Origin of the sequence: Mycolicibacter engbaekii, from assembly GCF_002101585.1 — a bacterium.
In the GTDB taxonomy this organism is placed as follows: Bacteria; Actinomycetota; Actinomycetes; order Mycobacteriales; family Mycobacteriaceae; genus Mycobacterium; species Mycobacterium engbaekii.
Map to the genome: position 1 here is coordinate 1 of NZ_LQOT01000060.1, position 25,589 is coordinate 25,589.

The 25,589-nt window shown below is 68.7% G+C and carries 24 protein-coding genes and 1 tRNA gene; 20 read left to right on the plus strand and 5 right to left on the minus strand.

Annotated features, from left to right (window positions below):
• A partial coding sequence (locus AWC02_RS21690) for a hypothetical protein (protein ID WP_207568065.1) occupies nt 1-505 on the plus strand: 505 nt, incomplete at its 5' end.
• A gap of 95 nt (nt 506-600) precedes the next feature.
• Here the strand turns inward: AWC02_RS21690 and AWC02_RS15470 are convergent.
• Nucleotides 601-673 (minus strand) — tRNA-His (locus AWC02_RS15470).
• A 44-nt stretch (nt 674-717) separates the two neighbouring features.
• Nucleotides 718-1,362 (minus strand): oligoribonuclease, encoded by a 645-nt coding sequence (gene orn / locus AWC02_RS15475; RefSeq protein ID WP_085129628.1) that lies wholly within the window; start codon nt 1,360-1,362, stop codon nt 718-720.
• 75 nt (nt 1,363-1,437) lie between these two features.
• On the opposite strand from orn, the gene AWC02_RS15480 reads away from it, so the two are divergent.
• Entirely contained in the window at nt 1,438-3,003 is a 1,566-nt protein-coding gene (locus tag AWC02_RS15480) for a helicase HerA-like domain-containing protein (protein WP_085129629.1), read from the plus strand.
• A gap of 4 nt (nt 3,004-3,007) precedes the next feature.
• Here AWC02_RS15480 and cmrA read toward each other — a convergent pair whose 3' ends face one another.
• Nucleotides 3,008-3,814 (minus strand): mycolate reductase, encoded by an 807-nt coding sequence (gene cmrA, locus AWC02_RS15485; protein ID WP_085129630.1) that lies wholly within the window; start codon nt 3,812-3,814, stop codon nt 3,008-3,010.
• Between the two features lie 23 nt (nt 3,815-3,837).
• On the opposite strand from cmrA, the gene AWC02_RS15490 reads away from it, so the two are divergent.
• Complete coding sequence (locus tag AWC02_RS15490) at nt 3,838-5,151, plus strand: MFS transporter (protein ID WP_085129631.1); 1,314 nt, start codon at nt 3,838-3,840, stop codon at nt 5,149-5,151.
• Here the strand turns inward: AWC02_RS15490 and AWC02_RS15495 are convergent.
• On the minus strand, nt 5,126-5,929 hold the full coding sequence (locus AWC02_RS15495; RefSeq protein WP_085129632.1) for an MmpS family transport accessory protein: 804 nt from the start codon (nt 5,927-5,929) through the stop codon (nt 5,126-5,128). The genes AWC02_RS15490 and AWC02_RS15495 overlap by 26 nt on opposite strands.
• A gap of 63 nt (nt 5,930-5,992) precedes the next feature.
• Nucleotides 5,993-6,625, minus strand: a complete 633-nt coding sequence (locus AWC02_RS15500; protein ID WP_085129749.1) for an SACE_7040 family transcriptional regulator — start codon at nt 6,623-6,625, stop codon at nt 5,993-5,995.
• 103 nt (nt 6,626-6,728) lie between these two features.
• On the opposite strand from AWC02_RS15500, the gene AWC02_RS15505 reads away from it, so the two are divergent.
• The 17 genes from AWC02_RS15505 to AWC02_RS15580 all read left to right on the plus strand — a co-directional run bounded on the left by AWC02_RS15505 (nt 6,729) and on the right by AWC02_RS15580 (nt 25,585).
• The gene (locus AWC02_RS15505) at nt 6,729-8,369 is read left to right on the plus strand and encodes an AMP-binding protein (RefSeq protein WP_085129750.1); all 1,641 of its coding nucleotides are present in this window, start codon (nt 6,729-6,731) and stop codon (nt 8,367-8,369) included.
• A 75-nt stretch (nt 8,370-8,444) separates the two neighbouring features.
• On the plus strand, nt 8,445-9,194 hold the full coding sequence (locus tag AWC02_RS15510; protein ID WP_085129633.1) for a CoA transferase subunit A: 750 nt from the start codon (nt 8,445-8,447) through the stop codon (nt 9,192-9,194).
• A complete protein-coding gene (locus AWC02_RS15515; protein ID WP_085129634.1) occupies nt 9,191-9,832 on the plus strand; it encodes a 3-oxoacid CoA-transferase subunit B in 642 nt (213 codons plus the stop codon). The genes AWC02_RS15510 and AWC02_RS15515 overlap by 4 nt, the downstream gene beginning before the upstream one ends.
• A complete protein-coding gene (locus AWC02_RS15520; RefSeq protein ID WP_085129635.1) occupies nt 9,829-11,400 on the plus strand; it encodes a carboxyl transferase domain-containing protein in 1,572 nt (523 codons plus the stop codon). Before AWC02_RS15515 ends, AWC02_RS15520 begins: the two co-directional genes overlap by 4 nt.
• Before the next feature lie 5 nt (nt 11,401-11,405).
• Nucleotides 11,406-13,418, plus strand: a complete 2,013-nt coding sequence (locus AWC02_RS15525) for an acetyl/propionyl/methylcrotonyl-CoA carboxylase subunit alpha (RefSeq protein ID WP_085129751.1) — start codon at nt 11,406-11,408, stop codon at nt 13,416-13,418.
• Nucleotides 13,415-14,572, plus strand: a complete 1,158-nt coding sequence (locus tag AWC02_RS15530) for an acyl-CoA dehydrogenase family protein (RefSeq protein WP_085129636.1) — start codon at nt 13,415-13,417, stop codon at nt 14,570-14,572. The genes AWC02_RS15525 and AWC02_RS15530 overlap by 4 nt, the downstream gene beginning before the upstream one ends.
• A gap of 19 nt (nt 14,573-14,591) precedes the next feature.
• On the plus strand, nt 14,592-15,116 hold the full coding sequence (locus AWC02_RS15535) for a MaoC family dehydratase (RefSeq protein WP_109561040.1): 525 nt from the start codon (nt 14,592-14,594) through the stop codon (nt 15,114-15,116).
• On the plus strand, nt 15,113-15,913 hold the full coding sequence (locus AWC02_RS15540; RefSeq protein WP_085129638.1) for an HpcH/HpaI aldolase/citrate lyase family protein: 801 nt from the start codon (nt 15,113-15,115) through the stop codon (nt 15,911-15,913). Before AWC02_RS15535 ends, AWC02_RS15540 begins: the two co-directional genes overlap by 4 nt.
• Before the next feature lie 23 nt (nt 15,914-15,936).
• Complete coding sequence (locus tag AWC02_RS15545) at nt 15,937-17,121, plus strand: enolase C-terminal domain-like protein (RefSeq protein ID WP_085129639.1); 1,185 nt, start codon at nt 15,937-15,939, stop codon at nt 17,119-17,121.
• A 4-nt stretch (nt 17,122-17,125) separates the two neighbouring features.
• The gene (locus AWC02_RS15550) at nt 17,126-18,052 is read left to right on the plus strand and encodes a ketopantoate reductase family protein (RefSeq protein WP_085129640.1); all 927 of its coding nucleotides are present in this window, start codon (nt 17,126-17,128) and stop codon (nt 18,050-18,052) included.
• Between the two features lie 63 nt (nt 18,053-18,115).
• Nucleotides 18,116-18,937 carry a class I SAM-dependent methyltransferase gene (locus AWC02_RS15555; protein WP_085129641.1) on the plus strand — a complete coding sequence of 274 codons (822 nt, stop codon included), beginning with the start codon at nt 18,116-18,118 and terminating at the stop codon, nt 18,935-18,937.
• Between the two features lie 203 nt (nt 18,938-19,140).
• Nucleotides 19,141-19,641: a ferritin gene (locus AWC02_RS15560; protein ID WP_085129642.1), complete on the plus strand. Its 501-nt coding sequence runs from the start codon at nt 19,141-19,143 to the stop codon at nt 19,639-19,641.
• Between the two features lie 126 nt (nt 19,642-19,767).
• Nucleotides 19,768-19,935 carry a hypothetical protein gene (locus AWC02_RS22015; RefSeq protein ID WP_165757921.1) on the plus strand — a complete coding sequence of 56 codons (168 nt, stop codon included), beginning with the start codon at nt 19,768-19,770 and terminating at the stop codon, nt 19,933-19,935.
• A gap of 99 nt (nt 19,936-20,034) precedes the next feature.
• A complete protein-coding gene (locus tag AWC02_RS15565) occupies nt 20,035-20,643 on the plus strand; it encodes a TetR/AcrR family transcriptional regulator (protein ID WP_085129643.1) in 609 nt (202 codons plus the stop codon).
• A complete protein-coding gene (locus AWC02_RS15570) occupies nt 20,636-21,709 on the plus strand; it encodes a DUF1214 domain-containing protein (protein ID WP_085129752.1) in 1,074 nt (357 codons plus the stop codon). Before AWC02_RS15565 ends, AWC02_RS15570 begins: the two co-directional genes overlap by 8 nt.
• Nucleotides 21,706-22,932, plus strand: a complete 1,227-nt coding sequence (locus AWC02_RS15575; RefSeq protein WP_237160495.1) for a sulfotransferase family protein — start codon at nt 21,706-21,708, stop codon at nt 22,930-22,932. Before AWC02_RS15570 ends, AWC02_RS15575 begins: the two co-directional genes overlap by 4 nt.
• Before the next feature lie 49 nt (nt 22,933-22,981).
• The gene (locus tag AWC02_RS15580; RefSeq protein ID WP_085129644.1) at nt 22,982-25,585 is read left to right on the plus strand and encodes a multicopper oxidase domain-containing protein; all 2,604 of its coding nucleotides are present in this window, start codon (nt 22,982-22,984) and stop codon (nt 25,583-25,585) included.
• Nucleotides 25,586-25,589 lie beyond the last annotated feature (4 nt).

Here is a 25,589-nt window from a genome sequence, read left to right on the forward strand (position 1 = left end):
TAGCATCCAGCATGACTCGTTGATCACCACGCGTGACTCACGCCGATCCGAAGTCCACCACCCCACGGGGCACTATCCCTCTGTCGTCGAGGCGCAAGAGCGGCTTGCGCGCAACATGTCGGCCGGTGCAGGCAACATTAACCCTGACGACGTCGCGACTATCGTCCAGGCTGATGGTCCCACAAGACTTGTCGCAGAAGCCCTGCAAAGCAACTCCCCAGTGAAGCAGCGCCAGACTGCAACCGCGTTGCTTCAGCATGGATACATAGCTGCAGCGCTGGATATCGCCTGTCAAATTCCTAACCGAAGTGAGGCGCGTACGGTGGGTATAGCGGTGCTCGACTACATTTCGGGCCTTCCCGCTGAACAGCAGCAAGAAGGTCTGAGTGAGCTTGAACGGCTCCGATTTCGGCTAAGACCTCCTCAGCTCAGAGACATGCGAGATCACGCACAAAAGGTGGGCGTCACCCTTCCAGTTGGCTGGATGGAAGCACCAACGAATTAAACAGCTTCATTTGTTCAACAAGGGCGCGATACAGGGTGCAAGCCGCCCCAGAACGCAGAAGGTGGGAGAGGTTAAAAAACCTCTCCCACCTGCGGGGTGGCTGACGGGACTCGAACCCGCGACACCCAGGATCACAACCTGGTGCTCTACCAACTGAACTACAGCCACCATTGCTGCCGGCGAGGCGAGCCAAGCAAGCAGCGTCGTTGATACTAACCGCTCGGATGCTCAGCGACCGAATCGAGCGCCCCCTGCGGCCCCAGTTCCGCGGCGACGGCGGCAATATCGCTGGTAGAAGGCCCGGGCGGTGCGACGAACGCGGTGCGCCGGTAGTACTTCAATTCCCGGATCGACTCGTGGATGTCGGCCAGCGCGCGGTGCGCCAGGCCCTTCTCCGGCTGGCCGAAGTAAATCCGGGGGTACCAGCGGCGGCACAACTCCTTGATCGAGCTCACGTCGATCATCCGGTAATGCAGGTAGTCGTTGAGGGCGGGCATGTCGCGGGCCAGGAAGCCGCGGTCGGTACCGATCGAGTTGCCGGCCAGCGGTGCCGTCTTGGCCTGCCGCACATGGGTGCGGATGTAGTCGAGCACCATGGCCTCGGCGGTGGCCAGATCCACCGTCGAAGCCCGGACCTCCTCGATCAGGCCGGATCGGGTGTGCATGTCGGTCACCACCGGACTCATCGCGTCCAGATCCGCGTCGTCGGCGTGGATCACCACGTCAACACCGTCGCCCAGGATGTTCAGTTCGCCGTCGGTGACCAGGACGGCGATCTCGATGAGCTTGTCCGAGCCCAGATCCAGGCCGGTCATCTCGCAGTCGATCCAGACGAGTTCGTCTCGTGCAGCACTCACAGTTAGCCAACGTTAGCCGCTGCCCGCGGCCATAGCCGCACAGCGGTGCCGACCGGCCAAGTAGTGTCGTGACCTGTGAGTCCCGACTCGGCGGCTAACGCCGCGCAGCAGATTGCGGCGGGCTACGCCGCCGACGGCCAGGCCCTGGAACTGGGCACGGTGGTCATCGACGGCATCGCCGACGCCTCGGCGCAGGTCCGCATTCCCCTGGCCACCGTCAACCGCCATGGACTGGTGGCCGGCGCCACCGGCACCGGCAAGACCAAGACGCTGCAGGTGATCGCCGAGCAGCTGTCCGCCGCGGGCGTCCCGGTGCTGATGGCCGACGTCAAGGGCGACCTGTCCGGTCTGGCGCGGGCCGGCCAGGCCGGCGACAAGATCACCCAGCGGGCCGCCGAGACCGGCGACGACTGGGCTCCCACGGCGTTCCCCACGGAGTTCCTGTCGCTGGGCACCGGCGGCGCCGGCATCCCGGTGCGGGCCACGATCTCCAGCTTCGGCCCGATTCTGCTGTCGAAGGTGCTGGGCCTGAACAACACCCAGGAGTCGACGCTGGGGTTGATCTTCCGCTGGGCCGACGACAACGGCTACCTGTTGCTGGATCTGAAGGATCTGCGCTCGGTGATCAGCTACCTGATCAGCGATGAGGGCAAGCCGGTGCTCAAGCAGCTGGGCGCGGTTTCGGCGGCGACGGCCGGGGTGATCCTGCGTGCCCTGGCGAACCTGGAGGCCGAAGGCGCCGACACCTTCTTCGGCGAGCCCGAACTGGACCCCAAGGATCTGATCCGGCTGGACCCCCAAGGGCGCGGCATCATCTCGCTGCTCGAACTCGGTGACCAGGCGGCGCGTCCGGTGTTGTTCTCCACGTTCCTGATGTGGGTGCTGGCCGACCTGTTCACCTTCCTGCCCGAGGTGGGCGACCTCGACAAGCCGAAGCTGGTGTTCTTCTTCGACGAGGCCCACCTGCTGTTCACCGGCGCATCCAAGGCGTTTCTGCAGCAGGTCGAGCAGACCGTCAAACTGATCCGCTCCAAGGGCGTCGGGGTGTTCTTCTGCACCCAGCTGCCCACCGATGTGCCCAACAGTGTGCTCTCCCAGTTGGGTGCCCGGATCCAGCACGCGTTGCGGGCCTTTACCCCCGACGATCAGAAGGCGCTGAGCAAGACGGTGCGCACCTACCCGAAGACCAAGGTCTACGACCTGGAGTCCGCGCTGACGTCGCTGGGTATCGGCGAGGCGATCGTCACGGTGCTCTCCGAACGGGGCGCGCCGACCCCGGTGGCGTGGACCCGATTGCGGGCTCCGCGGTCGCTGATGGGGGCCATCGGCGCCGAGGCGATCGGCGCGGCGGCCAAGGCCAGCCCGCTGCACGCCCAATACGGCGAGACCATCGATCGCGAATCGGCCTATGAGATGCTCTCGGCGAAATTGGCAGCCGGGCAGGGCAACCGGCCCCCGGCGGGCCAGGGCAGCGTGCCCCCGCCGGTGCCGGAGCGCCCACCGTGGTGGCGGCGCTTCGGACGCTGGCTGGCCCACTTCCTCACCACCCGAGAAGGCAAGCGGGTGGTGACGGCGGTGACCACCGTTGTGGTGGGCCAGATCTCGCGCGGCGCGATGGGCACCGGCCAGCGCAAGCGCTGAAGGCCTAGCCCCCGCCGAGCTTCTTGTAGACCGCCCCCACGATCGGGGTGACGATGGCGCGCGGCGCGTAGCCACTGGCCATCGACATGGCCTTGGAGGTGATCCCGGGCACCACCCGCATCTTGTTGCGCGCCAGGGCATCCAGCGACAGCTTCGCGGTGTGCTGAGTGGAGATCCACAAGAAGTCCGGGATCAGCCGGTCGACCAATGACGCCTCGGCCGCGTCGGGCATCTCGGCACGCACCGGCCCGGGCGCCAGCAAGGTGACATGGACCCCGGTCTTGAGCAGCTCGCCGCGCAGCGACTCGCTGAACGTGTTGGCGAAGGCCTTGGTGGCCGCGTAGGTGGCGTTGTTGGGAATCGGCGAGTTGCCCGCCGCCGAACCGGAGATCAAGATGCCGCCGGCGCGCCGGCGCAACATGCCCGGCAGCACCGCCAGCACCAGGTCGTGCACCGCTACCGCGTTCAGCTGCACCTGGGCCTTCTCCGCGGCCGGGTCCAAACCGGAGATCGGCCCGAACGTCGCCGTACCGGCGTTGGCGCACAGCACCGAGATCTCTTGCTCGGCCAGCTCGGCGCAGAACGCCTCACGCGCCGGCGGATCGGCCAGGTCGACCGCGCGGACGTCCACGGTGACCCCGTACTTGTCGCGCAGCCGCGCCGCCACGGTGTTGAGAACATCTTCGCGGCGCGCGGTGATGAGCAGCGAGTGGCCGCGGGCGGCCAGCTCGGCGGCCAGCGCCTCACCGATCCCCTGGGAGGCTCCGGTCACAACGGCGCGGGCATCGGGGCTGGGAGCAGGAATGGGCATGCGGCAATCGTAGAGTGCCAGTCATGGGACACCCTGGGGCGGACAAGCCGGGGCTATCCCGGATCGTGGCATGGGCGCTGTGGGACACCGGGGCCGCGGGTATCAGCGCGATCGTCGTCACATTCGTGTACTCGGTGTATCTGACCAGCAGTGTCGGCCGCGACCTGGCCGGGCCGGTGTCACCGGCCAGCTGGCTTGGCCGCACCCTGGCCATCTCCGGGCTGACCGTGGCCGCGGTGGCACCGGTGATCGGGGTCTGGGTTGCCGCGCCGCACCGGCGCCGGGTGACGCTGGCGGTGCTGACCGGAACGGCGGCGGTACTGACCGCGTCGATGAGCCTGATCCGGGACGAGCCCGGCTATCTGGCTCCCGGCCTGGTGCTGCTGGCCCTGACAGCCGCGTGCGGCGACCTGGCCAGCGTGCCCTACAACGCCATGCTGCGGCAGGTGTCGACGCCGCAGAACTCCGGCCGGATCTCTGGCTTCGGTTGGGCAGCAGGCTATGTCGGGAGCGTGCTGTTGCTGTTGCTGGTCTACCTGGGCTGCATCTCCGGCAGTGGTCCCACCCGCGGCCTGCTCGGCCTGTCCACCGAGGGAGGTCAGTATGTGCGGGTCGCCATGCTGGTGGCCGCGGCCTGGCTGACGGTGTTCGCGTTGCCGCTGCTGTTCACCACGCACCGCCTGGGCGGCGAGCCGCAGGCGCCGGCACCGCGGCTGGGGTTCTTCGGCGGTTACCGCCAGCTGTGGCGTGACATCACGGGTGCCTGGCAGCGCGATCGCAACCTGGTCTTCTACCTGGTGGCCAGCGCGATCTTCCGGGACGGCCTGGCCGGGGTGTTCGCCTTCGGTGCGGTGCTGGGGGTCACCGTCTACGGCATCTCGCCCGGCGACGTGATGATCTTCGGGATCGCTGCCAGCGTGGTCGCCGCGGTTGGGGCAGTGGCCGGCGGCCTGCTCGACGACCGGATCGGATCCAAAACGGTCATCGTGGGATCGCTGGTCGCGATGATCGCCGCCGGCACCACCCTGATGGCGCTGAATGGTCCGAAAGCCTTCTGGGCGTGCGGACTGTTGCTGTGTCTGTTCATCGGGCCGACCCAGTCCGCAGCGCGCACCCTGCTGTTGCGGATGGCCGACGACGGCATGGAAGCGGTGGCCTTCGGCCTCTACACCATGACCGGCCGGGCGGTGTCGTTCCTGGCGCCGTGGCTGTTCTCGGTCTTCGTCGACATCTTCCACACCGAACGGGCGGGTATGGGCGGGCTGTGCACCGTATTGCTGCTCGGCCTGCTGGCGCTGCTGCCGATCCGGGTCAGCCGGCCGCTGCGCACACCGTGAGGATCGAACCGGTGCGCTGACGCACCTGGGTGCCGTCCACCGACACCGAGCAGGTGATCTGCTCGCCGAAGTTGACCACGGTGACCGCCGCGGCGGTCGTCGCCGGTGGCGTCAGCGTCACCTGTTTGCTCCACGGCAGCGCCACATTGAATTCGGTCTGCAGGATCCCGCCGGTGTCGATGTAGGCGATGCTGAGCGCCTTGCCCTTACCGCTGACGCTGTAGACGATCGTCTCCGCCGCACCCGCGGTGGTGGACGTCGTCGGAGGCGGCGTTGTCGTCGTGCTGGGCGCCGGTGTCGGTGTCGGGGAGGGTGTGGTGGTCGGAACGCGCTTGGGCACCGGGGTGCTCGGAGCCGTCGGCAACGGGGGCACCGACGTAGCCGTGGCCGAATTGCGCTGGGAGCCATTGACGATCACCAACGCGGCGACCATGCCCACCACCAGCAGTACGGCAGCGCCGGCTACCAGGAACAGCCAGTTCGGCAGCCGCGGGGGCTCCGGCGGTCCACCCTGGCCACCGCCCGCCGGACCACCCGGCGGGGGCGCTTCCCAGTGACCACCGGGCGGGGGCGCTTCCCACTGGCCACCCGGCGGGGGCGCTTCCCAGTGCTGCCGGGGCAGTTGTTCGGTGGGCTGGGGGGCCTGCGGCGGATACATCGGGAGTTGCCCGGCGTAGGCCGGGTCGACGTAGGGCGGAAAGCCGTAAGTCGGCGGTTCGGATCCGCCGCCGCCTTGCCATGGCTGATTGGAGCCCTCCGGCCGGTTCGGATCGGTCATGCCCACCTCATGGCTTGCAGGGTACCTGTGTCGGGCGGTTGCGGCCGGGACCTCTGCGCCCGGCTATGTTTCCGCGGCGCCCAGGGCCCTGATCGTCATCGCCCGCAACACCGCTCGTGAGCGTTCCGGACCGGCCGATTTCGCGCGGGCCTTCATGGAGTGCGGTGTGGAGTTCAACAGGCCGAACGCGGCGTGCGCCATCAGCCGCGCATCGGCTTCGGCCAGGCCGGGGTGCAGCGCACGCAACACCCCCACCCACACCTCGACATACTGCCGCTGGGCGCTGCGCACCTGCCGCTGGGCGGCGGCCGGCAGGTGGGCCAGGTCACGGTCTTGGATCCGGATCAGGTCCGGTTCGCCGAGGGCAAAGTCGAGATGGAAGTCGACCAGGGCGTCCAGCACCTCCCGCGGGCCCGCGCCCTGCGCTTCGACGGCCCGCGCGCCGGCGAGCAGTCGGGTGCTGATGCCGACGAGCAACTCGACCAGCAGAGCCTCTTTGTTGGGGAAGTGCCGGTAGATCGCCGGGCCGCTGACGCCGGCGGCGGCGCCGATGTCCTCCAGCCGCACCGCGGGGTAGCCGCTCTGGGCGAAAAGACGTTCCGCGGCCGCGAGCAACTGGCTGCGCCGGTCGGACTTGAGCCGGCTGCGCCGGCTGGCCGGTTCGTTCTCGCCCGCCGGGGAGAGGGAAGCTGCCATCACGCCTCCGCTCGTGGTGGACATCTTGAGTTAATGGCCACTAACGTAACACCGGATCGCCTCGGAACGCATCCGGCTTCTGGCGGCGCCGGTGGAGGAACCGATGGCAACTGCGGTACCCCCGACGCGAGCCGCTTTGTCCTACGCCCGTGGCGAGGCGCACCCCGCCCTGTTGGAGACGACGATCGGCGCCAATCTCGCTGCCATCGCGAGCACGTTTGGCGATCGCGATGCGTTGGTTGACGTTCCGTCAGGCCGGCGCTGGAGCTACGCCGAGCTCGCGATGGATGTGCGCCGACTGGCAACCGGCCTGCTCCAGGCCGGAATCGGCACCGGAGATCGAGTGGGCATCTGGGCGCCCAACTGTGCCGAATGGGTTATGAACCAGTACGCCACCGCCGAGATCGGCGCCATTCTGGTCAACATCAACCCGGCGTACCGCTCTTACGAATTGGCCTACGCGCTCAAGCAGTCCGGGGTGGCCATGGTCATCTCGGCATCGCGTTTCAAGACCACCGACTACGCCGCACTGCTTGGTGAGGTGGCCCCGCAATGCCCGGACCTGCGCGAGGTGGTGTTCATCGGCAGTTCCCGCTGGCAGGAGCTGGCAAGCGCGCCGATCGACGCGACGGCCCTTGCGCAGGTGGCCGCGACGCTGCACGCCCAGGACCCGATCAACATTCAATACACTTCGGGCACAACGGGTTACCCCAAGGGCGCGACGTTGAGTCACCGCAACATCCTCAACAACGGCTATCTGGTCGGTGAGCTCCTGGGCTACACCGAAGCAGATCGGGTCTGCCTGCCCGTGCCGCTCTACCACTGTTTCGGTCTTGTGATGGGCAACCTGGCGGCCACCAGCCACGGCGCGGCGATCATCCTGCCGGGTCCCGGTTTCGATCCGGCGGCCACACTGCGGGCCGTGCAGGACCAGGCATGCACCAGCCTCTACGGGGTGCCCACGATGTTCATCGCCGAGCTCGGCCTGCCCGACTTCGCCGACTACGACCTGAGCAGCCTGCGCACCGGGATCATGGCGGGCTCGCCGTGCCCGGCTGAGGTCATGCGACAGGTCATCGACGACATGCACATGGCCGGGCTCGCGATCTGCTACGGCATGACCGAGACCTCGCCGGTGTCGACCCAGACCCGCGGAACCGACTCGCTGACGCAGCGGGTCGAGACCGTCGGGCAGGTCTGCCCGCACCTGGAGATCAAGCTGACCGACCCGGTCACCGGTGCGACAGTGCCGCGCGGCGACGTCGGCGAGTTGTGCACCCGCGGCTATTCGGTGATGACCGGTTACTGGAACGACCCGGACAAGACCGCGGCGGCCATCGACGCCGAGGGCTGGATGCACACCGGCGATCTGGCCGTGATGGACGACGACGGTTACCTGCGCATCGCCGGGCGGATCAAGGACATGGTGATCCGCGGCGGGGAGAACATCTATCCGCGCGAGATCGAGGAATTCCTCTACACCCATCCCGACATCCGCGATGCCCAGGTGATCGGCGTGCCCGACGACATCTACGGCGAGGAGCTGATGGCCGTCGTGGTGATGCGCAGCGGGGCGCCGGCACTGACCGCCGAGCGGCTGCGGGAGTTCTGCACCGGGCGGCTCGCGCATTTCAAGGTGCCGCGATACGTGCGTGTCGTGACCGAGTTTCCGATGACGGTCACCGGCAAGGTCCGCAAGGACGAGATGCGCCGGCAGGCGATCGAGCATTTGGCCGGCGGCTGACAGGGGTGTCCGAGAATGGTATTCTCTGACATCAGTTAATGGACATTAACTGAAAATGAGGAGGCGCGCGTGGCGATGGACAAGGTCGTGGCCACGGCAGCAGCGGCCGTCGCCGACATCACCGACGGCGCGTCACTGGCGGTAGGCGGATTCGGGCTGTGCGGCATCCCGGAGGCACTGATCGAGGCCGTGCTGCAGCTGGGCGTCACCGATCTGGAGACGGTGTCGAACAACTGCGGCGTCGACGGTGTGGGCCTGGGCGTGCTGCTGGAACACAAGCGGATCCGCCGCACCATCAGCTCCTATGTGGGCGAGAACAAGGAGTTCGCCCGGCAGTTCCTGTCCGGCGAGCTCGAGGTCGAGTTGACCCCCCAGGGGACGCTCGCCGAGCGCCTGCGTGCCGGCGGCGCCGGAATCCCGGCCTTCTACACGCCCACCGGCGTGGGCACCCAGGTCGCCGACGGCGGCCTGCCGTGGCGCTACGACGGTGCCGGCGGGATTGCGGTGGCCTCACCGCCCAAGGAGACCCGGGAGTTCGACGGACGCACCTACGTTCTGGAACGTGCGATCCGCACCGACTTCGCGCTGGTACATGCCTGGAAAGGGGACCGGCACGGCAACCTGGTCTACCGCGAGGCCGCCGCCAACTTCAACCCGGACTGCGCCACCGCGGGCAGGATCACGATCGCCGAGGTCGAGCATCTGGTGGAGCCGGGCGAGATCGACCCCGCCACCGTGCACACCCAGGGGGTTTTCGTGCACCGCGTGGTGCACGTGCCGGATCCGATCAAGCGAATCGAGCGAGAGACGGTGCGCGCGTCATGACCCTGACCAGAGATGAGGTGGCGGCGCGGGTGGCCGCCGAGCTGCGCGACGGGCAGTACGTCAACCTGGGCATCGGCCTGCCGACCCTGATTCCCAACCACATCCCCGATGGCGTCAACGTGGTGCTGCACTCGGAGAACGGCATCCTCGGGGTCGGCCCATACCCGCTGCCCGGGGACCTCGACGCCGACCTGATCAACGCGGGCAAGGAGACCGTGACCACCTTGCCCGGCGCCTCGTTCTTCTCGTCGTCGGCCTCCTTCGGGGTCATCCGCGGCGGCCACCTGGACGTGGCGGTCCTTGGCGCCATGCAGGTTTCGGCCGCCGGCGACCTGGCCAACTGGATGATCCCCGGCAAGATGATCAAAGGCATGGGCGGGGCGATGGACCTGGTGCACGGCGCGCGCCGGGTGATCGTGATGATGGAGCACGCGGCCAAAGACGGCAGCGCCAAGATCGTCGAACAGTGCACCTTGCCGCTCACCGGGGCCCGCTGCGTCAACCGCATCATCACCGACCTTGCCGTCATCGACGTCACCGAGGCCGGCCTTCAGCTGGTCGAGACCGCTGCGGGTGTCTCCGTGGACGAGGTCGTCGCAAAAACCGACGCGGCGCTGGACCTTTCGGCCCTGTCATGACAGCACCGGCATTCGCTGACGAGCACCGTCGACTGGTTGCCGAGCTCAACGCCAAACTGGCGACGGCCGCCCTGGGCGGCAACGAGCAGTCCCGGCAGCGCCATGTGTCGCGGGGCAAGCTGCTGCCCCGCGACCGGGTCGACCGGCTGCTGGACCCCGGCAGCCCGTTTCTGGAGCTGGCGCCCCTGGCCGCCGACGGGATGTATGACGACGAGTGCCCCGGAGCCGGGATCATCACCGGCATCGGCCGGGTCGCGGGGCGCGAGTGCGTGATCGTCGCCAACGACGCCACGGTCAAAGGCGGCACCTACTACCCGGTGACGGTCAAAAAGCACCTGCGTGCCCAGGAGGTGGCGCTGGCCAACCGGCTGCCGTGCCTGTACCTGGTGGACTCCGGGGGTGCGTTCCTGCCCCGCCAGGACGAAGTCTTCCCCGACCGTGAGCACTTCGGCCGCATCTTCTACAACCAGGCCACCATGAGTGCTGCGGGCATTCCCCAGATCGCGGCGGTGCTCGGGTCGTGTACCGCCGGCGGCGCCTACGTCCCGGCGATGAGCGACGAGGCCGTCATCGTGCGCGAACAGGGCACCATCTTCCTGGGCGGGCCGCCGCTGGTGAAGGCTGCCACCGGCGAAGTGGTGACCGCCGAAGAACTCGGCGGCGGCGACCTGCACTCCAAGGTCTCCGGGGTCACCGATTATCTGGCCGACGACGACGAGCACGCCCTGCGGATGGTGCGCCAGATCGCGGCGACCTTCGGCCCGCGCCCGGAAAGCCCCTGGGAGATCGGAGAAACCGTTGAGCCCCGCCATGATCCGGCGGAGCTCTACGACGTGGTACCCCCGGACTCGCGGGTGCCCTACGACGTGCGGCAGGTGATCGTCCGGCTGGTCGACGGCAGCGAGTTCAGCGAGTTCAAGGCCGAGTACGGCAAAACGCTGGTGACCGCGTTCGCGCGCATCCACGGCCACCCGGTGGGGATCATCGCCAACAACGGCGTGCTGTTCGGTGAGTCCGCGCTCAAGGGGGCGCACTTCATCGAACTGTGCGACAAGCGCTCGATCCCGCTGGTGTTTCTGCAGAACATCGCCGGATTCATGGTCGGCCGCGATTACGAGGCCGGCGGAATCGCCAAGCACGGCGCCAAGATGGTCACCGCGGTGGCCTGCGCGCGGGTGCCCAAGCTGACGGTCGTGATCGGCGGGTCCTACGGGGCGGGCAACTACTCCATGTGCGGCCGGGCCTACTCGCCGCGGTTCCTGTGGATGTGGCCCAACGCCCGCATCTCGGTGATGGGCGGCGAGCAGGCCGCGTCGGTGCTGGCCACCGTGCGCGGCGATCAGCTCGACGCCGCCGGCAAGCCGTGGTCGGCGGCCGACGAGGAGGCCTTCAAGGCCCCGATCCGCGAGCAGTACGAGGTCCAGGGCAACCCGTACTACTCCACCGCCCGATTGTGGGACGACGGGATCATCGACCCCGCTGACACCAGAACAGTGCTGGGCCTTGCGCTTTCGGTCTGCTCGAACGCGCCTCTGGGTCCGGTCTCCTACGGCGTATTCCGGATGTGACCACGATGAGTTCGACGCCTTTCGACACAGTCCTGGTGGCCAACCGCGGCGAGATCGCGGTGCGGGTGATCCGCACCCTGCGCCGGATGGGCATTCGATCGGTAGCCGTCTACAGCGACGCCGACGCCGACGCGCGCCATGTGCGCGAAGCCGACACGGCGGTGCGCCTCGGGCCTGCCCCGGTGCTGCACAGCTATCTGTCGATCCCCAAGGTGCTCGCGGCTGCCGCGGACACCGGTGCCCAGGCCATTCACCCCGGCTACGGGTTCCTCTCCGAGAACGCCGGTTTCGCGGCCGCCTGCGAGCAGGCCGGAGTGGTCTTCATCGGGCCGCCCGCCCGGGCCATCGAGGTGATGGGCGACAAGATCTCGGCGAAGAACACCGTCACCGCTTTCGAGGTGCCGGTTGTGCCCGGTCTGGCCAGGCCCGGCCTGACCGATGACGAACTGGTGGCCGCCGCAGACGAGATCGGCTACCCGGTGCTGATCAAGCCATCGGCCGGCGGGGGCGGCAAAGGCATGCACCTGGTCGACGATCCCGCGCAGCTGCGGTCGGCGCTGGTCACCGCGCGCCGCGAGGCGGCGTCGGCGTTCGGCGACGACACCCTGTTCCTGGAGCGATTCGTGTTGCGGCCCCGGCACATCGAGGTACAGGTGCTCGCCGACACCCAGGGCAACGTGGTGCACCTGGGCGAACGCGAATGCAGCCTGCAACGGCGCCACCAGAAGGTGATCGAAGAGGCGCCGTCGCCGCTCCTGGACGCCGCCACCCGCGACCGGATCGGCGCGGCGGCCTGCAACACCGCCCGCAGCGTGGACTACGTGGGCGCGGGCACCGTGGAGTTCATCGTCTCCGCGGACCGGCCCGACGAGTTCTTCTTCATGGAGATGAACACCCGCCTGCAGGTGGAACATCCGGTGACCGAAGCGATCACCGGCCTGGACCTCGTCGAATGGCAGGTGCGGGTGGCCGCCGGGGAGAAACTGTCCTTCACCCAGGACGACATCACGCTCACCGGCCATGCCGTGGAGGCCCGGGTGTACGCCGAGGACCCGGCTCGCGGCTTCCTGCCCACCGGCGGGCGCGTGCTGGCAGTGCATGAACCCGCCGGCGGTCCGGGTGTGCGGGTGGATTCGTCGTTGCAGGACGGCACCGTCGTCGGCAGCGATTACGACCCGATGCTGTCCAAGGTGATCGCGCACGGCTCCGACCGGGCGCAGGCACTGGCCCGTCTGGATGCGGCGCTGGCCGGCACGGCGGTGTTCGGGGTGCAGACCAACGTGGAGTTCCTGCGGTTCCTGCTGGCCGATTCACGGGTGCAGGCCGGGGACTTGGACACCGAACTGCTGGACTCGCGAGCCGGCGATTTCGCCCCGTTGCCCGCCCCTGACGATGTGTTGGCCGCCGGGGGCCTCTACCGCCAGTGGGCCCTGGCCGGCGGGGATCGGGGGGCCCCGAGGGAGCTGTGGGCGGCCCCGAGCGGATGGCGGATCGGCGCACCCGCACCGGTGCGCACCCAGATGCAGACAGCGCTGCGCACCGAGACCGTGTCGGTGTGGGGCCTGCCGCAGGCCGCACAGGTGCAGGTCGGCGACGGCGAGATCCACAGTGCCGCAGTCGAGGTCGCCGACGATCGGCTGACGGCGACGGTGGCCGGGCGGCGGCGCCGGTACCTGTTCGCCGAAGACGACGGCCACCTGTGGATCGGGGACGAACGCGGAATCTGGCATCTGCGGGAGGCCGACGTGGTGCGGGTGCAGCGCAGCGGCGGGCCCCGCAGCGCCGAGATCGTCAGCCCGATGCCGGGCACCGTGATCGCCGTGGGCGTCACGTCGGAGTCGGCGGTCGCCGAAGGCGATCCGGTGGTGGTGGTGGAGGCCATGAAGATGGAGCACACCCTGGCCGCCCCGATTTCCGGCCGGGTGCAGGTGCTGGTGTCGGTGGGCGAGCAGGTGAAGGTGGATCAGGTGCTGGCGCGGCTGATCCCAGAGGAACAGATCGAGGAAGCGACATCATGACGACCGAGGCGGGAACACTGCCGAGCCACTATCAGGATCTGCGCGACACCGTCGCGGAGTTCGCCCGCACCGTTGTTGCGCCGGTGGCGGCCAAACACGACGAAGAGCACAGCTTCCCCTACGAAGTTGTCGCCAAGATGGGGGAGATGGGGCTGTTCGGGCTGCCGTTCCCCGAAGAGTACGGGGGCATGGGCGGCGACTACTTCGCCCTGGCCCTGGCCCTGGAGGAGCTCGGCAAAGTCGACCAGTCGGTGGCGATGACCCTGGAAGCCGGCGTGGGCCTGGGCGCGATGCCCATCTACCGGTTCGGGTCCGAGGAGCAGAAGCAGACCTGGTTGCCGGACCTGGTGACCGGTCGTGCACTGGCCGGGTTCGGTCTCACCGAGCCGGGTGCCGGTTCGGACGCCGGCGGCACCCGCACCACCGCCCGCCGGGACGGCGACGAGTGGGTCATCAACGGCACCAAGCAGTTCATCACCAACTCGGGAACCGACATCACCTCACTGGTGACCGTCACCGCGGTCACCGGAGCCCGCCCGGACGGTAAGAAGGAGATCTCCACGATCATCGTTCCGTCCGGCACGCCGGGATTCACCGTCGAACCGGCCTACAACAAGGTGGGCTGGAACGCCTCGGACACCCACCCGCTCACCTTCGCCGACGCCCGGGTACCGCAGGGCAATCTGCTCGGTGAGGAGGGCCGGGGTTACGCCAACTTCCTGTCCATCCTCGACGAGGGCCGCATCGCGATCGCGGCCGTGGCGACCGGAGTGGCGCAGGGCTGCGTGGATGAGAGCGTCAAGTACGCCGGCCAGCGCGAGGCGTTCGGCCAGACCATCGGCTCCTATCAGGCGATCAGCTTCAAGATCGCCCGGATGGAGGCCCGCGCCCACGTGGCGCGCACCGCCTACTACGACGCTGCCGCGAAGATGTTGGCGGGCAAGCCGTTCAAGAAGGAGGCGGCGATCGCCAAGATGGTCTCCTCGGAGGCGGCGATGGACAATGCCCGCGATGCCACCCAGATTCACGGCGGCTACGGCTTCATCAACGAATACCCGGTGGCCCGGCACTACCGGGACAGCAAGATCCTGGAGATCGGCGAGGGCACCACCGAGGTGCAGCTGATGCTCATCGCGCGGTCGCTGGGCCTGTGACCACCGGCCAGTGCGCGCAATGCACAACGGCGAGCCAAACGGAGAGGGAAGCGGTATGAGCAAGACGGTCGAGCAGCGGGGCCTGTGGTTCGAGGAGTACGAGATCGGCACGGTCTACGCCCACCGGCCCGGGCGCACCATCACCGAGGCCGACAACGTGCTGTTCACCACCTTGACCATGAACACCCAGTCACTGCACCTGGATGCGGCGTGGGCGGCTCAACAGCCGGGGTTTCGTGGTGAGCGCCTGGTGAACTCGATGTTCACCCTCTCCACGCTGGTCGGTCTGTCGGTGGCCCAGTTGACGCTGGGCACCATCGTGGCCAACCTGGGCTTCTCGGAGGTGTCGTTCCCTCGCCCGGTGTTTCACGGCGACACCCTGTACGCGGAGACGGTCTGTACCGACAAGCGGGAGTCCAAGAGCCGTCCCGGTGAGGGAATCGTGACCTTGGAGCACGTCGGGCGTAACCAGAACGGCGACGTCGTCGCCCGGGCGGTACGCACCACACTGGTGCGCAAGCGTCCCGCGGAGGACGCGCGATGAGCAGCACCGGGCCGGCCTGGCTGTTCTGCCCGGCGGATCGCCCGGAGCGCTACGGCAAAGCGGCCGCGGTGGCCGACGTGGTGATCCTGGACCTGGAAGACGGTGTGGCCGTGGCAGATCGGCCCGCCGCGCGCGAGGCGTTGCGCAGCACCCCCCTCGATCCGGAGCGGACCGTGGTGCGGGTGAACCCCGCCGGAACCGAGGACCAGGCCCGCGATTTGGAGGCCCTCGCCGACACCGCTTACACGACGGTGATGCTGGCCAAGACCGAATCCGCCGCGCAGGTAGACGCCCTGGCGCCTCGCCACGTGGTGGCCCTGATCGAGACCCCGCGCGGCGCAGTGTTCTGCGCGGAGATCGCCGCCGCAGAGCAGTGCGTGGCGATGATGTGGGGAGCGGAGGATCTGGTGGCGGCCATGGGCGGCGGCTCGAGTCGCCACAGTGACGGCCGGTACCGCGATGTGGCCCGGCATGTGCGTTCCAGTGTCCTGTTGGCGGCCTCGACATTCGGCCGGACCGCCTTGGACGCCGTCTATCTGAACATCGGCGACCTGGACGGACTGCGGGCCGAAGCGCTCGATGGCGCCGCGGTCGGATTCGCTGCTACGGTGTGCATCCACCCGAGCCAGGTCGCGGTGGTCCGTGACGCCTACCGGCCGGCCCCGGAGCGGGTCGACTGGGCGCGCCGGGTGCTTGCCGCCGCGCAGAGCGAGCGCGGGGTGTTCGCGTTCGAAGGGCAGATGGTCGACTCGCCGGTGCTGCGCCACGCCGAAGCGATCCTGCGGCGAGCGGAATGATCCACCAGGAGGACTGACCGCGCATGCGCATCACCCAGATCGTCGAGACATCGGTGCCGTTGCGTGGTGCGATCGCCAACGCCCTGGTGGACTTCTCCCGCCATACGGTGTCGCTGGTCGCGGTCGTCAGCGACCAGATCCGCGACGGCAGGCCGGTGACCGGTGTCGCGTTCAACTCGATCGGCCGGTTCGCCCAGGGCGGCATCCTGGCCGATCGGATGATCCCGCGGGTGCTGCGCGCGGCCCCCGATGCGCTGCTCGACGACACCGGCCGGATCGATCCGGCCCGGGTACTGCAGTGTGCGATGGCCGACGAGAAGCCCGGCGGGCACGGCGACCGGGCCGGTGCGGCGGCGGCGCTGGAACTGGCCTGCTGGGACCTCAACGCCAAGCTGGCCGACGAACCCGCCTACCGCACCATCGCCCGGTCGTTCGGCAGGGAGTTGGTCGGAGACCCCGTCCCCGCCGTGCCGGTGTATGCCGCCGGCGGGTACTACTACCCGGGAGACGGCCCGCAGACCGGCCTGGAGCGGCTGCGGACCGAGATCCGCGGCTACCTCGATCAGGGCTACGACGCGGTCAAGATGAAAATCGGTGGCGCCCCGATGAGCGAGGACCTGGCGCGCATCGAGGCCGTGATCGACATCCTCGGCGGCGGTGACCGGGTCGCGGTCGACGCCAACGGCAGGTTCGACGAGGCCGCGGCGGTCCAGTGGGCCAAGGCGCTGCACCCCTATGGGCTGCGCTGGTACGAAGAGCCCGGCGACCCGCTCGACTTCGCGTTGAACGCCGCAGTCATCGCCGGCTACGACGGCGCCGTCGCCACCGGGGAGAACCTCTTCTCGGTGCGCGATGCGACCAACCTGGTCCGCTACGCAGGTATGCGGCCCGGTGTCGACATCTTCCAGATGGACGCCGGGCTCAGCTACGGGCTGACCGAGTACGCCCGGATGATCGAGGTCCTGGAGAACAACGGCTTCGACCGCCGCTGCGCCTTCCCGCACGGCGGACACCTGATCAACCTGCACATCGTGGTCGGGCTCGGCCTGGGCGGCTGCGAGTCCTACCCGGGGGTGTTCGCGCCGTTCGGCGGCTACGCGCCCGGTTGCGTCCTGGAGCGGGGCACCATCGCGCCCACCGACGCCCCGGGTTTCGGTCTGGAACAAAAGCCCGACCTGGCCGCCGTGATCGCCGACCTGGTGGGATGAGCAGATGAAGATCGCGGTCATCGGTTGCGGCGCCATGGGTTCCATCTACGCGGCCAGACTGGCGGCGGCCGGCAACGACGTGCTGGCGGTAGACCGGTCAAGCGCGCACGTCGAAGCCATCGCCGCGCACGGCATGCGGGTCAGCGGACCCCAGCCCGACCAGGTGGTGCCCATGCGCGCGGTCACCACCGCGCCCCACGAGCCGATGGACCTGGTGATTCTGGCGGTCAAGGCCGCCGACGTCGCCGCGGGGGCCGCGCAGGCACTGCCGCTGCTCGGCGAGGACACCCCGGTGCTGACCATCCAGAACGGGCTCGGCTCGGCCGACACCGTCGCCGACATCGTCGGCGCGGGCCGGGTCGCGGTCGGCATCGCCAGCGGATTCGGGGCCTCGCGGCCCGCACCCGGCCATGTGCACCACAACGCGATGCGGGCGGTCCGTTTCGGCGCCTACGCGGGGCTGCCGCTGCCGGTCGTCGACACGATCGCCCAGGTGTGGTCGGAAGCCGGTTTCGACGCCGCCGCCGTCGCCGACATCGCGGCCATGCAATGGGAGAAGCTGATCTGCAACGCCGCCTACAGTGCGCCGTGCGCGCTGACCGGCATGACGGTGGGGCAGGTCATGGACGACGACACGGCCATGGGGCCGGTCAGCCGCGCCACCGCAACCGAGGCGTGGACGGTGGCCCGGGCCGCCGGAATCGCCATCGCGGTGACAGATCCGGTGGCCCACGTCCGGGCATTCGGCGCCCAGATGCCCGATGCCAAACCGTCGGCGCTGCTGGATCACCTGGCCCGCCGGGTCAGCGAGATCGACGTCATCAACGGCGCCGTGGTGCGCACGGCCGCTCAAGTGGGGGTGCAGGCCCCGGTGAACTCCACGCTGACCGCACTGGTCAAAGCCGTTGAGCGGCAGTGGATGGCGCGGTAGCGCTCAAAGCCATCGCACTCGATCTTGCGCCCGGCCTTCACGGCGGCGCTAGCGTGGGGTGCTATGACGCAGGACAAGGTCCGGGTGCAGCTGCGCGGCGCGCCGCAGACCATGCTCGCGACGCTGTACGCCAAAGCCCTGGACGCTGACCGGCCCGACCCCATCCTCGGCGATCGCTACGCCAAGGCAGTGGTCGAACGCATCGACTACGACTGGTCTCAGACGGCTATCACGGCGGCGCGATCCCCGTCGGTGACAACCCGTTCGGCGCACTTCGACAACTGGGCCCGCCGATTTCTGGCGGCCCACCCCGATGCGGTGGTGCTGCATGTCGGCTGTGGGCTCGACGCCCGCTATTTCCGGCTGCAGCCCGGCGACGGAGTCGACTGGTATGACATCGACTATCCGGCGGTGGTCGACCTGCGCCGGCAGCTGCTTCCCGAGCAGCGGCACAACCACGTGGTCGCGGCGTGCGTCACCGACCCGTCCTGGCTCACCGACATCCCCACCGGCCGTCCGGCGTTGATGCTCGGCGAAGGGCTGACCATGTATCTGACCGAGGCCGACGGCGTGGCGTTGCTGCAACGGGTCGTCGAGCATGCCCCGAGCGGGGAGCTGCAGTTCGACGCTTTCAACTGGCTCGGCATCAAGTCCCAGTGGTCCAACGCGGTGGTGCGCAGATCCGGGGCGAGGCTGCACTGGGCGATCAACGAGCCACGCGAGATCCTGGGCGCGGTCCCGGGCGTGCGGCTGTTGGAGTGGGTGCGCTGGTTCGAGTCGGACACCTTCGCGCGACTTCCCCGCCGCTACCGGGCGCTGGGCAAGGCGATGTCGGTGATTCCAGCGGTTGCGAACATGTCGCAGTACCACCGCTATGCCTTCTGAGGCTGTGCGCCCGCATCGTCGCCCTTGCAAGGCGCGGGAAGTCGTGGTGAGGATTTCTTAATTTAGGGATGCCTATCTTTCCCTTTTCTGGGAAATGGTCTCGGGTGTCGATTCAGAATAGGTTTCCTTTACTTAGGAATACCTCTCCTGAGTGAGTATCGCCTTCGTTGTGCACCGTTGTGAGCTGCAGTAACGTGCTCTGCATGAGTAAGAACAACACCCTCAGCACCAAATTTGACGAGCTCCTGCAAGGGCAAATTCGGAGCGAATTCCACGCGGTACAGCAGTACCTCGCAATCGCGGTGTATTTCGACAATGACGACCTGCCACAGTTGGCGAAATTCTTCTACCACCACGCGCATGAGGAGCGCGAGCACGCGATGAAGATCGTGAAGTACTTCATCGACCGCCATTTCGCGGTCGAGATCCCGGGAACCGGCGAGGTGCGCAACAAGTTCGACAGTCCTCGCGACGCGATCGGGCTGGCGCTCGAGTTCGAGCGCACCGTCACCAAGGAATGCATCGCGCTGTCGGCCGCTGCCCGCGACGAGGGCGACTACCTCGGCGAACAGTTGATGTGGTGGTTCCTGGGCGAACAGGTCGAAGAAGAGGCCGTGATGACCACACTGCTGAACGTGGCCGAACGCGCCGGAGACAACCGATTCGATCTCGAGGAATTCGTCGCCCGCGACATCAACTCGTAGTCCCGTTTCGCTTTGCCTGTGAGCACCGTGCTCCTAGCCCCTCGACACCGACGCCGCTGCCTGCGGCGACGACGCTGACCGGAATACCCACGCCGTCAAGAGGACGCGAACATCACCGCGAAGAAGATGACGGCGCAGATCACGTTGCTTTTCGTGCTGATGCCGCTGCTGGAGGTCATCGGCTACATGTCGCGGGCAGCGTTCGTGATGGACCGGGTGATGGCCAGGACCGGACTGATCGCCGAGAGCAACCCGGGCCAACGATGTTCGGCAAGAGGCTGCGGGCACTGCTGATCCGCTGACCGCAGGCGGTACGGCGAACCCTTGCTCTTTTACATTACGTACTGTAACGATATTGATCGTGAGTGGTCGACGCCGGACGTCTACGCCGTGATGACAGAGCCGGGGTCCGCCGCGCCCCGCGGACGCCCGCGCGATCCGCGCACCGAACAGGCCATCACCGAGGCGGCCCGGCGGCTCCTGGCCCGAGACGGCTACGACCAGCTGTCCATCGAGGCGATCGCCCGCGAGGCGGCGGTCAGCCGCCCCACCATCTACCGGCGCTGGCCGTCGAAGACCCACCTGGTGTTCGACGCGGTCTTCGGAGCCGCCGAGGCCGGCGACGTGCTGACCGGCTCGGGGGACTTCGAGGCCGACCTGCGCCACTTCGTCGCCGGGGTGTTCGCGTTCTGGAGCGCACCGGAGGTGGCGGCGGCGGCCCTGGGCATCCTGGCGGATCGGCACCGCGATCCGGAGCTGTTCATCCGCACCCAACAGCTGCTCGACGAAAAGACCCGTGCCGCCTTCGGCGCGCTGGTCCGCACCGGCATCGAACGCGGCGTACTCGACGCCGACGTCGATGCCGAGATCGCCTACGACGCGGTGGTGGGCACCAGCTTCGCGCTGGCCCACGGCTTCGCCGGTGACACCGCCGATGCGCCCGATCGGCTGTGCTCGTTGCTGCTGCGGGCAATGACAACGAAGGAGAACCGTGGTGAGTGACCACGAGTCGCAACTGTCAACGGCGTTCGGCGAGCTGCTCGACGAAGTCCGTGCCGTCGAGCAGCGGCTGCTGAGCGCCGATCCACCGCTGGAGGAGGCAGACCTGCTCGACGGCTACCGATGGGCGCTGAGCCTGCTGCGCGTGGCGGCGGACGCCTACATCTGGGGAGACGCCGACAAGCCCATCCTCACCGACGTGATCGGCCCCTACCTGAAATGGGGCGGCGACAATTCGGACGCCTTCTACCAGCTCGCGCCGATCGACCCGAGCCGCAGCTACCGCGTCACCGGCAACCGCGGCGACGCGGTCTACCTGTCCATGACCGTCTACGGCGGCCCCGACGACGGGCGCTACAGCGACCGCATCATCGACACCATCAACGACCGCGACCTGGGCTGCGACGCCGACGGCAACTTCGACTTCGTCATCAGCGCCACCGAACAGCCGGGCAACTGGCTGAAACTGGAACCCGACGCCGTGTTCGTCCTCACCCGCGACTACGTCACCGAGCCGGGCACCGGCCGGCGGGTCCGCTGGCAGATCGAACCCCTCGACGGCGCCGGGCGCCGTCTCGACAGCCCGGCGGATCTGAGCCGGCGAATGCGGGCCGCCCGCACCTGGATTCGTGAACAGGCCGCCATGGCCCCGGTACGGCTGCCGCCCAACACCCTCCAGGAGCCCTACCCGGTGCCCAGTCGCACCGTCGGTTGGGCTGCCGGCGACGCCGCCTACGCGATGGGCGCCTACGACTTGCAGCCCGGCCAGGCACTGCTCATCGAGGGGACGTCGCCGGAGTGCGTGTTCTGGAACCTGTGCCTGTGGAATCCGTTCCTGCACACCTACGACTACACCCGCGAACGCGTCACCATCAACGGCGCTCAGGTCAGTTACGCCCCGGACGGGTCATGGCAGATCGTGATCAGCGACACCGATCCCGGCCATCCGAACTGGGTGTCGACGGCGGGCCGGTCGAAGGGATTGATCTGGCTGCGCTGGTTCTTGCCCGAGTCCACCCCGGCACCGCTGAGCTGCCGGCTGGTCGACGTGGCGGAGTCGGCCTCGTGAGCGCGATCCGGCTCGACGACCTCGCCGATCCGGTGTTCCCCGAGGCTGCCCGCCCGATGCGCGACGGCCTGGCCGGCTACGGCGCGGTGGTGCGACTGCACCCGGACGCGCTGCTGCAGGCGGCGGCGGAGCGAACCGGCCTGGACAACTGGGGCGACAACGCATTCCGGGAACGCCTCGAGGTGCTCTGCGGGTCGTTGACCGACGAGGCCGAGCTGTCCGGTGTCGGTCGGGCGATGGCGTTCGAACAACTGGTGGGCCATCTGGTCAACCGGCTTCGGCTGGAGGCGCTGATCGCGGCGCACCCGGAGATCGAGAACATCGACATCCGACGACCGATCATCATCGCCGGACTGCCGCGTACCGGCACCACCCATCTGCACAACCTGATCGCCGCCGACCCGGCGCTGCGCCACCTGCCCTATTGGGAGAGCATGGAACCCATTGCCGCTCCCGGTGAGGCCGAGCAGGAGCGGCGGGACCGATGCGCGGTCGGGCTGGACCTGATCAACACCTCGATGCCCGAGTTCAAGCGCATGCACGACATGACCGTCGACCATGCGCACGAAGAGATCCAGCTGCTGGCCAACGACATCTCCGGAATGCTCTTCGAATGCAGCTACTATCTGCCGAGTTTCGCCCAGCACTACAAGTCGCACGATCAGAGCGCGTCGTACGCCTACCTGAAACGCACCCTGCAGGCGCTGCAGTGGCTGCGCGGCGGAACGCGCTGGGTGCTCAAATCGCCCCAACACCTGGAGCAGTTCCCGGCGCTGTATGCGACCTTCCCCGACGCGACCTTCGTTGTCACCCACCGGGACCCGGTCGAGGTGACGCGATCGATGGCCACCATGATCAGCTACGCCGCGCGAATGGGCTGCGACCGTCCCGACCCGGTCAAGATCTCGAAGTACTGGCTGGACCGGGCCGACGACCTGCTGAGCGGGTGCCTGCGCGACCGCGACGTACTACCGGCGGACCAGTCCGTGGACGTGCGATTCGAAGACTTCATGGCCGATGAGGACGGCACCGTCGCCCGCATCTACGAACTGGCCGGTCAGCCGCTCGACACCCAGGCGCGCGCGGCGATGAAGCAGTTCTGTGTCGAGCACCCGCGCGGGCGCCACGGCGCGGTGGACTACCGGCCCGCTGACCTGGGGCTCGACGACGACGAGGTGGCAAACCGCCTGCGCGACTACCACAACCGCTTCATCGCCGACTGATGCCTTAGGACACTTACGGCCGGGCGGAATCCCGCCGTAGCCTGACGCCATGATCCAGTTGGGGCCACCGCCCCCGGTGTCGGCCGGCCCAAGCCGCCGTCGGGGCGGCCCACGCGGGCCGGTCTTCCTCGGCGCCAACCTCGTGGTGCTGGGCTGGCTGGCGCTCGCCGTGGTACTGCTGATCGCGCACCGGGCCCTGGCGCAACCGATGTGGCTGCCGGTGCACGCCCTGCTGCTCGGTGCCGCCAGCACGGCGATCGTGACCTGGTCAGGGCACTTCACCACCACGCTGTGCCGGGTGCCCGATCCGCCGCAGTGGCACCTGGTGGCCAAGCTGGGCGTGCTCAACATCGCCGCGATCGCCAGCGTGCTCGGCGTCGTCACTGGCGCCGGGTTCCTGACCGGGATCGGCGGCGCCGGCGTTGCCCTGCTCGCGGTTGCCCACGGCGCCGAGCTGCTCGCGATGAAGAGATCCGCACTGTCCGCGCGTTTCGACTACCTGGTGGGTTTCTATGTCGCCGCCGCGGCAGCCCTGCTGGCCGGTTCGGCGGCGGGCGCTGCGATGGCCTTCGGCGTCGCCCGGTGGTATGAGCGGCTGTGGACCACCCACGTGCATGTGATGCTCTACGGCTGGATCGGCCTGACGGTGCTGGGAACGCTGTTCACTCTGTGGCCCACCACGATCCGGGACAAGATCAGCGAGCGTCACGCCGCGATGGCCCGGCGGGCGCTGCCGACCCTGGCAGTCGCCCTGATCGTCGTCGCGGCCGGCCTGCTGGGCGGCAGCCCGTTGCTGACCGCGACAGGTCTGCTCGGCTATGCGGCCGGAGTCGTGCTGTGCATGGCCGGGCTGTGGCCGGGCCGCGGCTTCACCGGGCCCGCGGCGTGGATGCTGGCCGGTGCGACGGCCTGGCTCGGTGTCGCCGTGGTGATCGAGGCGGGCGTGCTGATCGCAGGCCGGTCGTTTGACCTGCTGCCCGGCTTCGTAGAGAGCACCCTGCTGCCGATGCTGGCGGTCGGATTCGTCGCGCAGATCCTGTTGGGCGCGTTGAGCCAGCTGCTGCCGATCCTGGTGGCCCACGGCCCGCCGATCCGCAAGGCGGTGATGAGCTATCTGGAACAGGGCTGGCAGGTGCGGGTGTGCGCGATCAACCTGGCCGTGCCGCTGGTCGCCGGGCCCTGGCCGGCCCCGCTGCCGCTGATCGGCTGGGTGCTGGCAGCGGTCTCGACATCCGGCTTCGTGGTGCTGGCCCTGCGGCTCGCGCTTCCGGTGGCGCTGCGCGGTCCGCTGGACGCCGACGCGATCCCGCCGCACCCACGCGCCGTTACGGGGCTGGTTGCCGGGGCCGCCGCGGCCGCGCTCGCGGTGGCGCTGGCGTGGGGAACGGGCGCCCCGGCGCCCCCGGTGGCCGCCGGTGTCGTCGGTGCGGCACGCACGGTCGAGCTCCGGCTCGACAACATGCGGTTCTCCCCGGACGTGATCGACGTGCCGGCCGGAGATCGCCTGGTGCTGCGGGTCACCAACGACGACGGGCTGCCACACGACGTGCACGTCGACACCGGCGAGCGCACCCCCCGGCTCAGCCGCGGTCAGAGCGCTGTCCTGGATCTCGGCGCGGTGCACCAGGACCGGGACGTCTGGTGCGATGTGCCCGGCCACCGAGCCGCCGGGATGACGATGCGGATCCACGCCGTCGGCGCCGCCCCGCGTCATCAGCACTCCGATGCCGGATCGCCCGTACCTGCCGCCCCCGACCCGATGGCCCCGGTCCCCATGCCCCTGGACCTGGCCGCCGAGCCGTCGCCGGGGTGGACGCCGTATGACGCGGCGCTGGCCGCTGCGACCCCGGGTGTGCATCGTGTGGAGTTGCACACCGTGGACCGCGAACTGGAGATCGCGCCCGGCCGCCGCGAGATCCGCTGGACCTTCGCGGGCACGGAGCCGGCTCCCATATTGCGCGGCCGGGTCGGCGACACCTTTGAGATCACCGTGATCAACGACGCGGAGATGGGCCACGGAATCGACTTCCACGCCGGCGCGCTGGCCCCCGATCAGCCGATGCGCACGCTGGCGCCGGGGGAGCGGCTGGTGTACCGGTTCACGGCGCACCGGGCCGGCGCCTGGCTGTACCACTGCAGCACCCCGCCGATGTCCCTGCACATCGCCAACGGCATGTACGGAGCGGTGATCATCGACCCGCCGGGGTTGCCCGCGGTGGACCGGGAGTACGTGCTGGTGGGCGCCGAACTGTATGCCGGCGCACCGGATTCCGACGCCAAGCCCGCCGCGATCCGCGCCGGCCGGCCGGACGGCTGGATGTTCAACGGGACCGCGGGCCAGTACCTGCACTCCCCGCTGCGGGCACGTACCGGCGAGCGGGTACGCATCTGGGTGGTCAACGCCGGGCCCGCAGATGCGATCGCGTTCCACGTCGTCGGTGCCCAGTTCGACACCGTCTACAAGGAGGGCGCCTGGCTGCTGCCTCCTGAACCCACCGGTTCGGCGGGGGGTTCCCAGGTCCTGGACCTGGCACCGGCGCAGGGCGGCTTCGTCGAGCTCAGCTTCGGCGAACCGGGTCACTATCCGTTCATGGACCATGACATGCGGCATGCCGAGAACGGGGCCCACGGCATATTCGAGGTCTCCGGCTAACGCA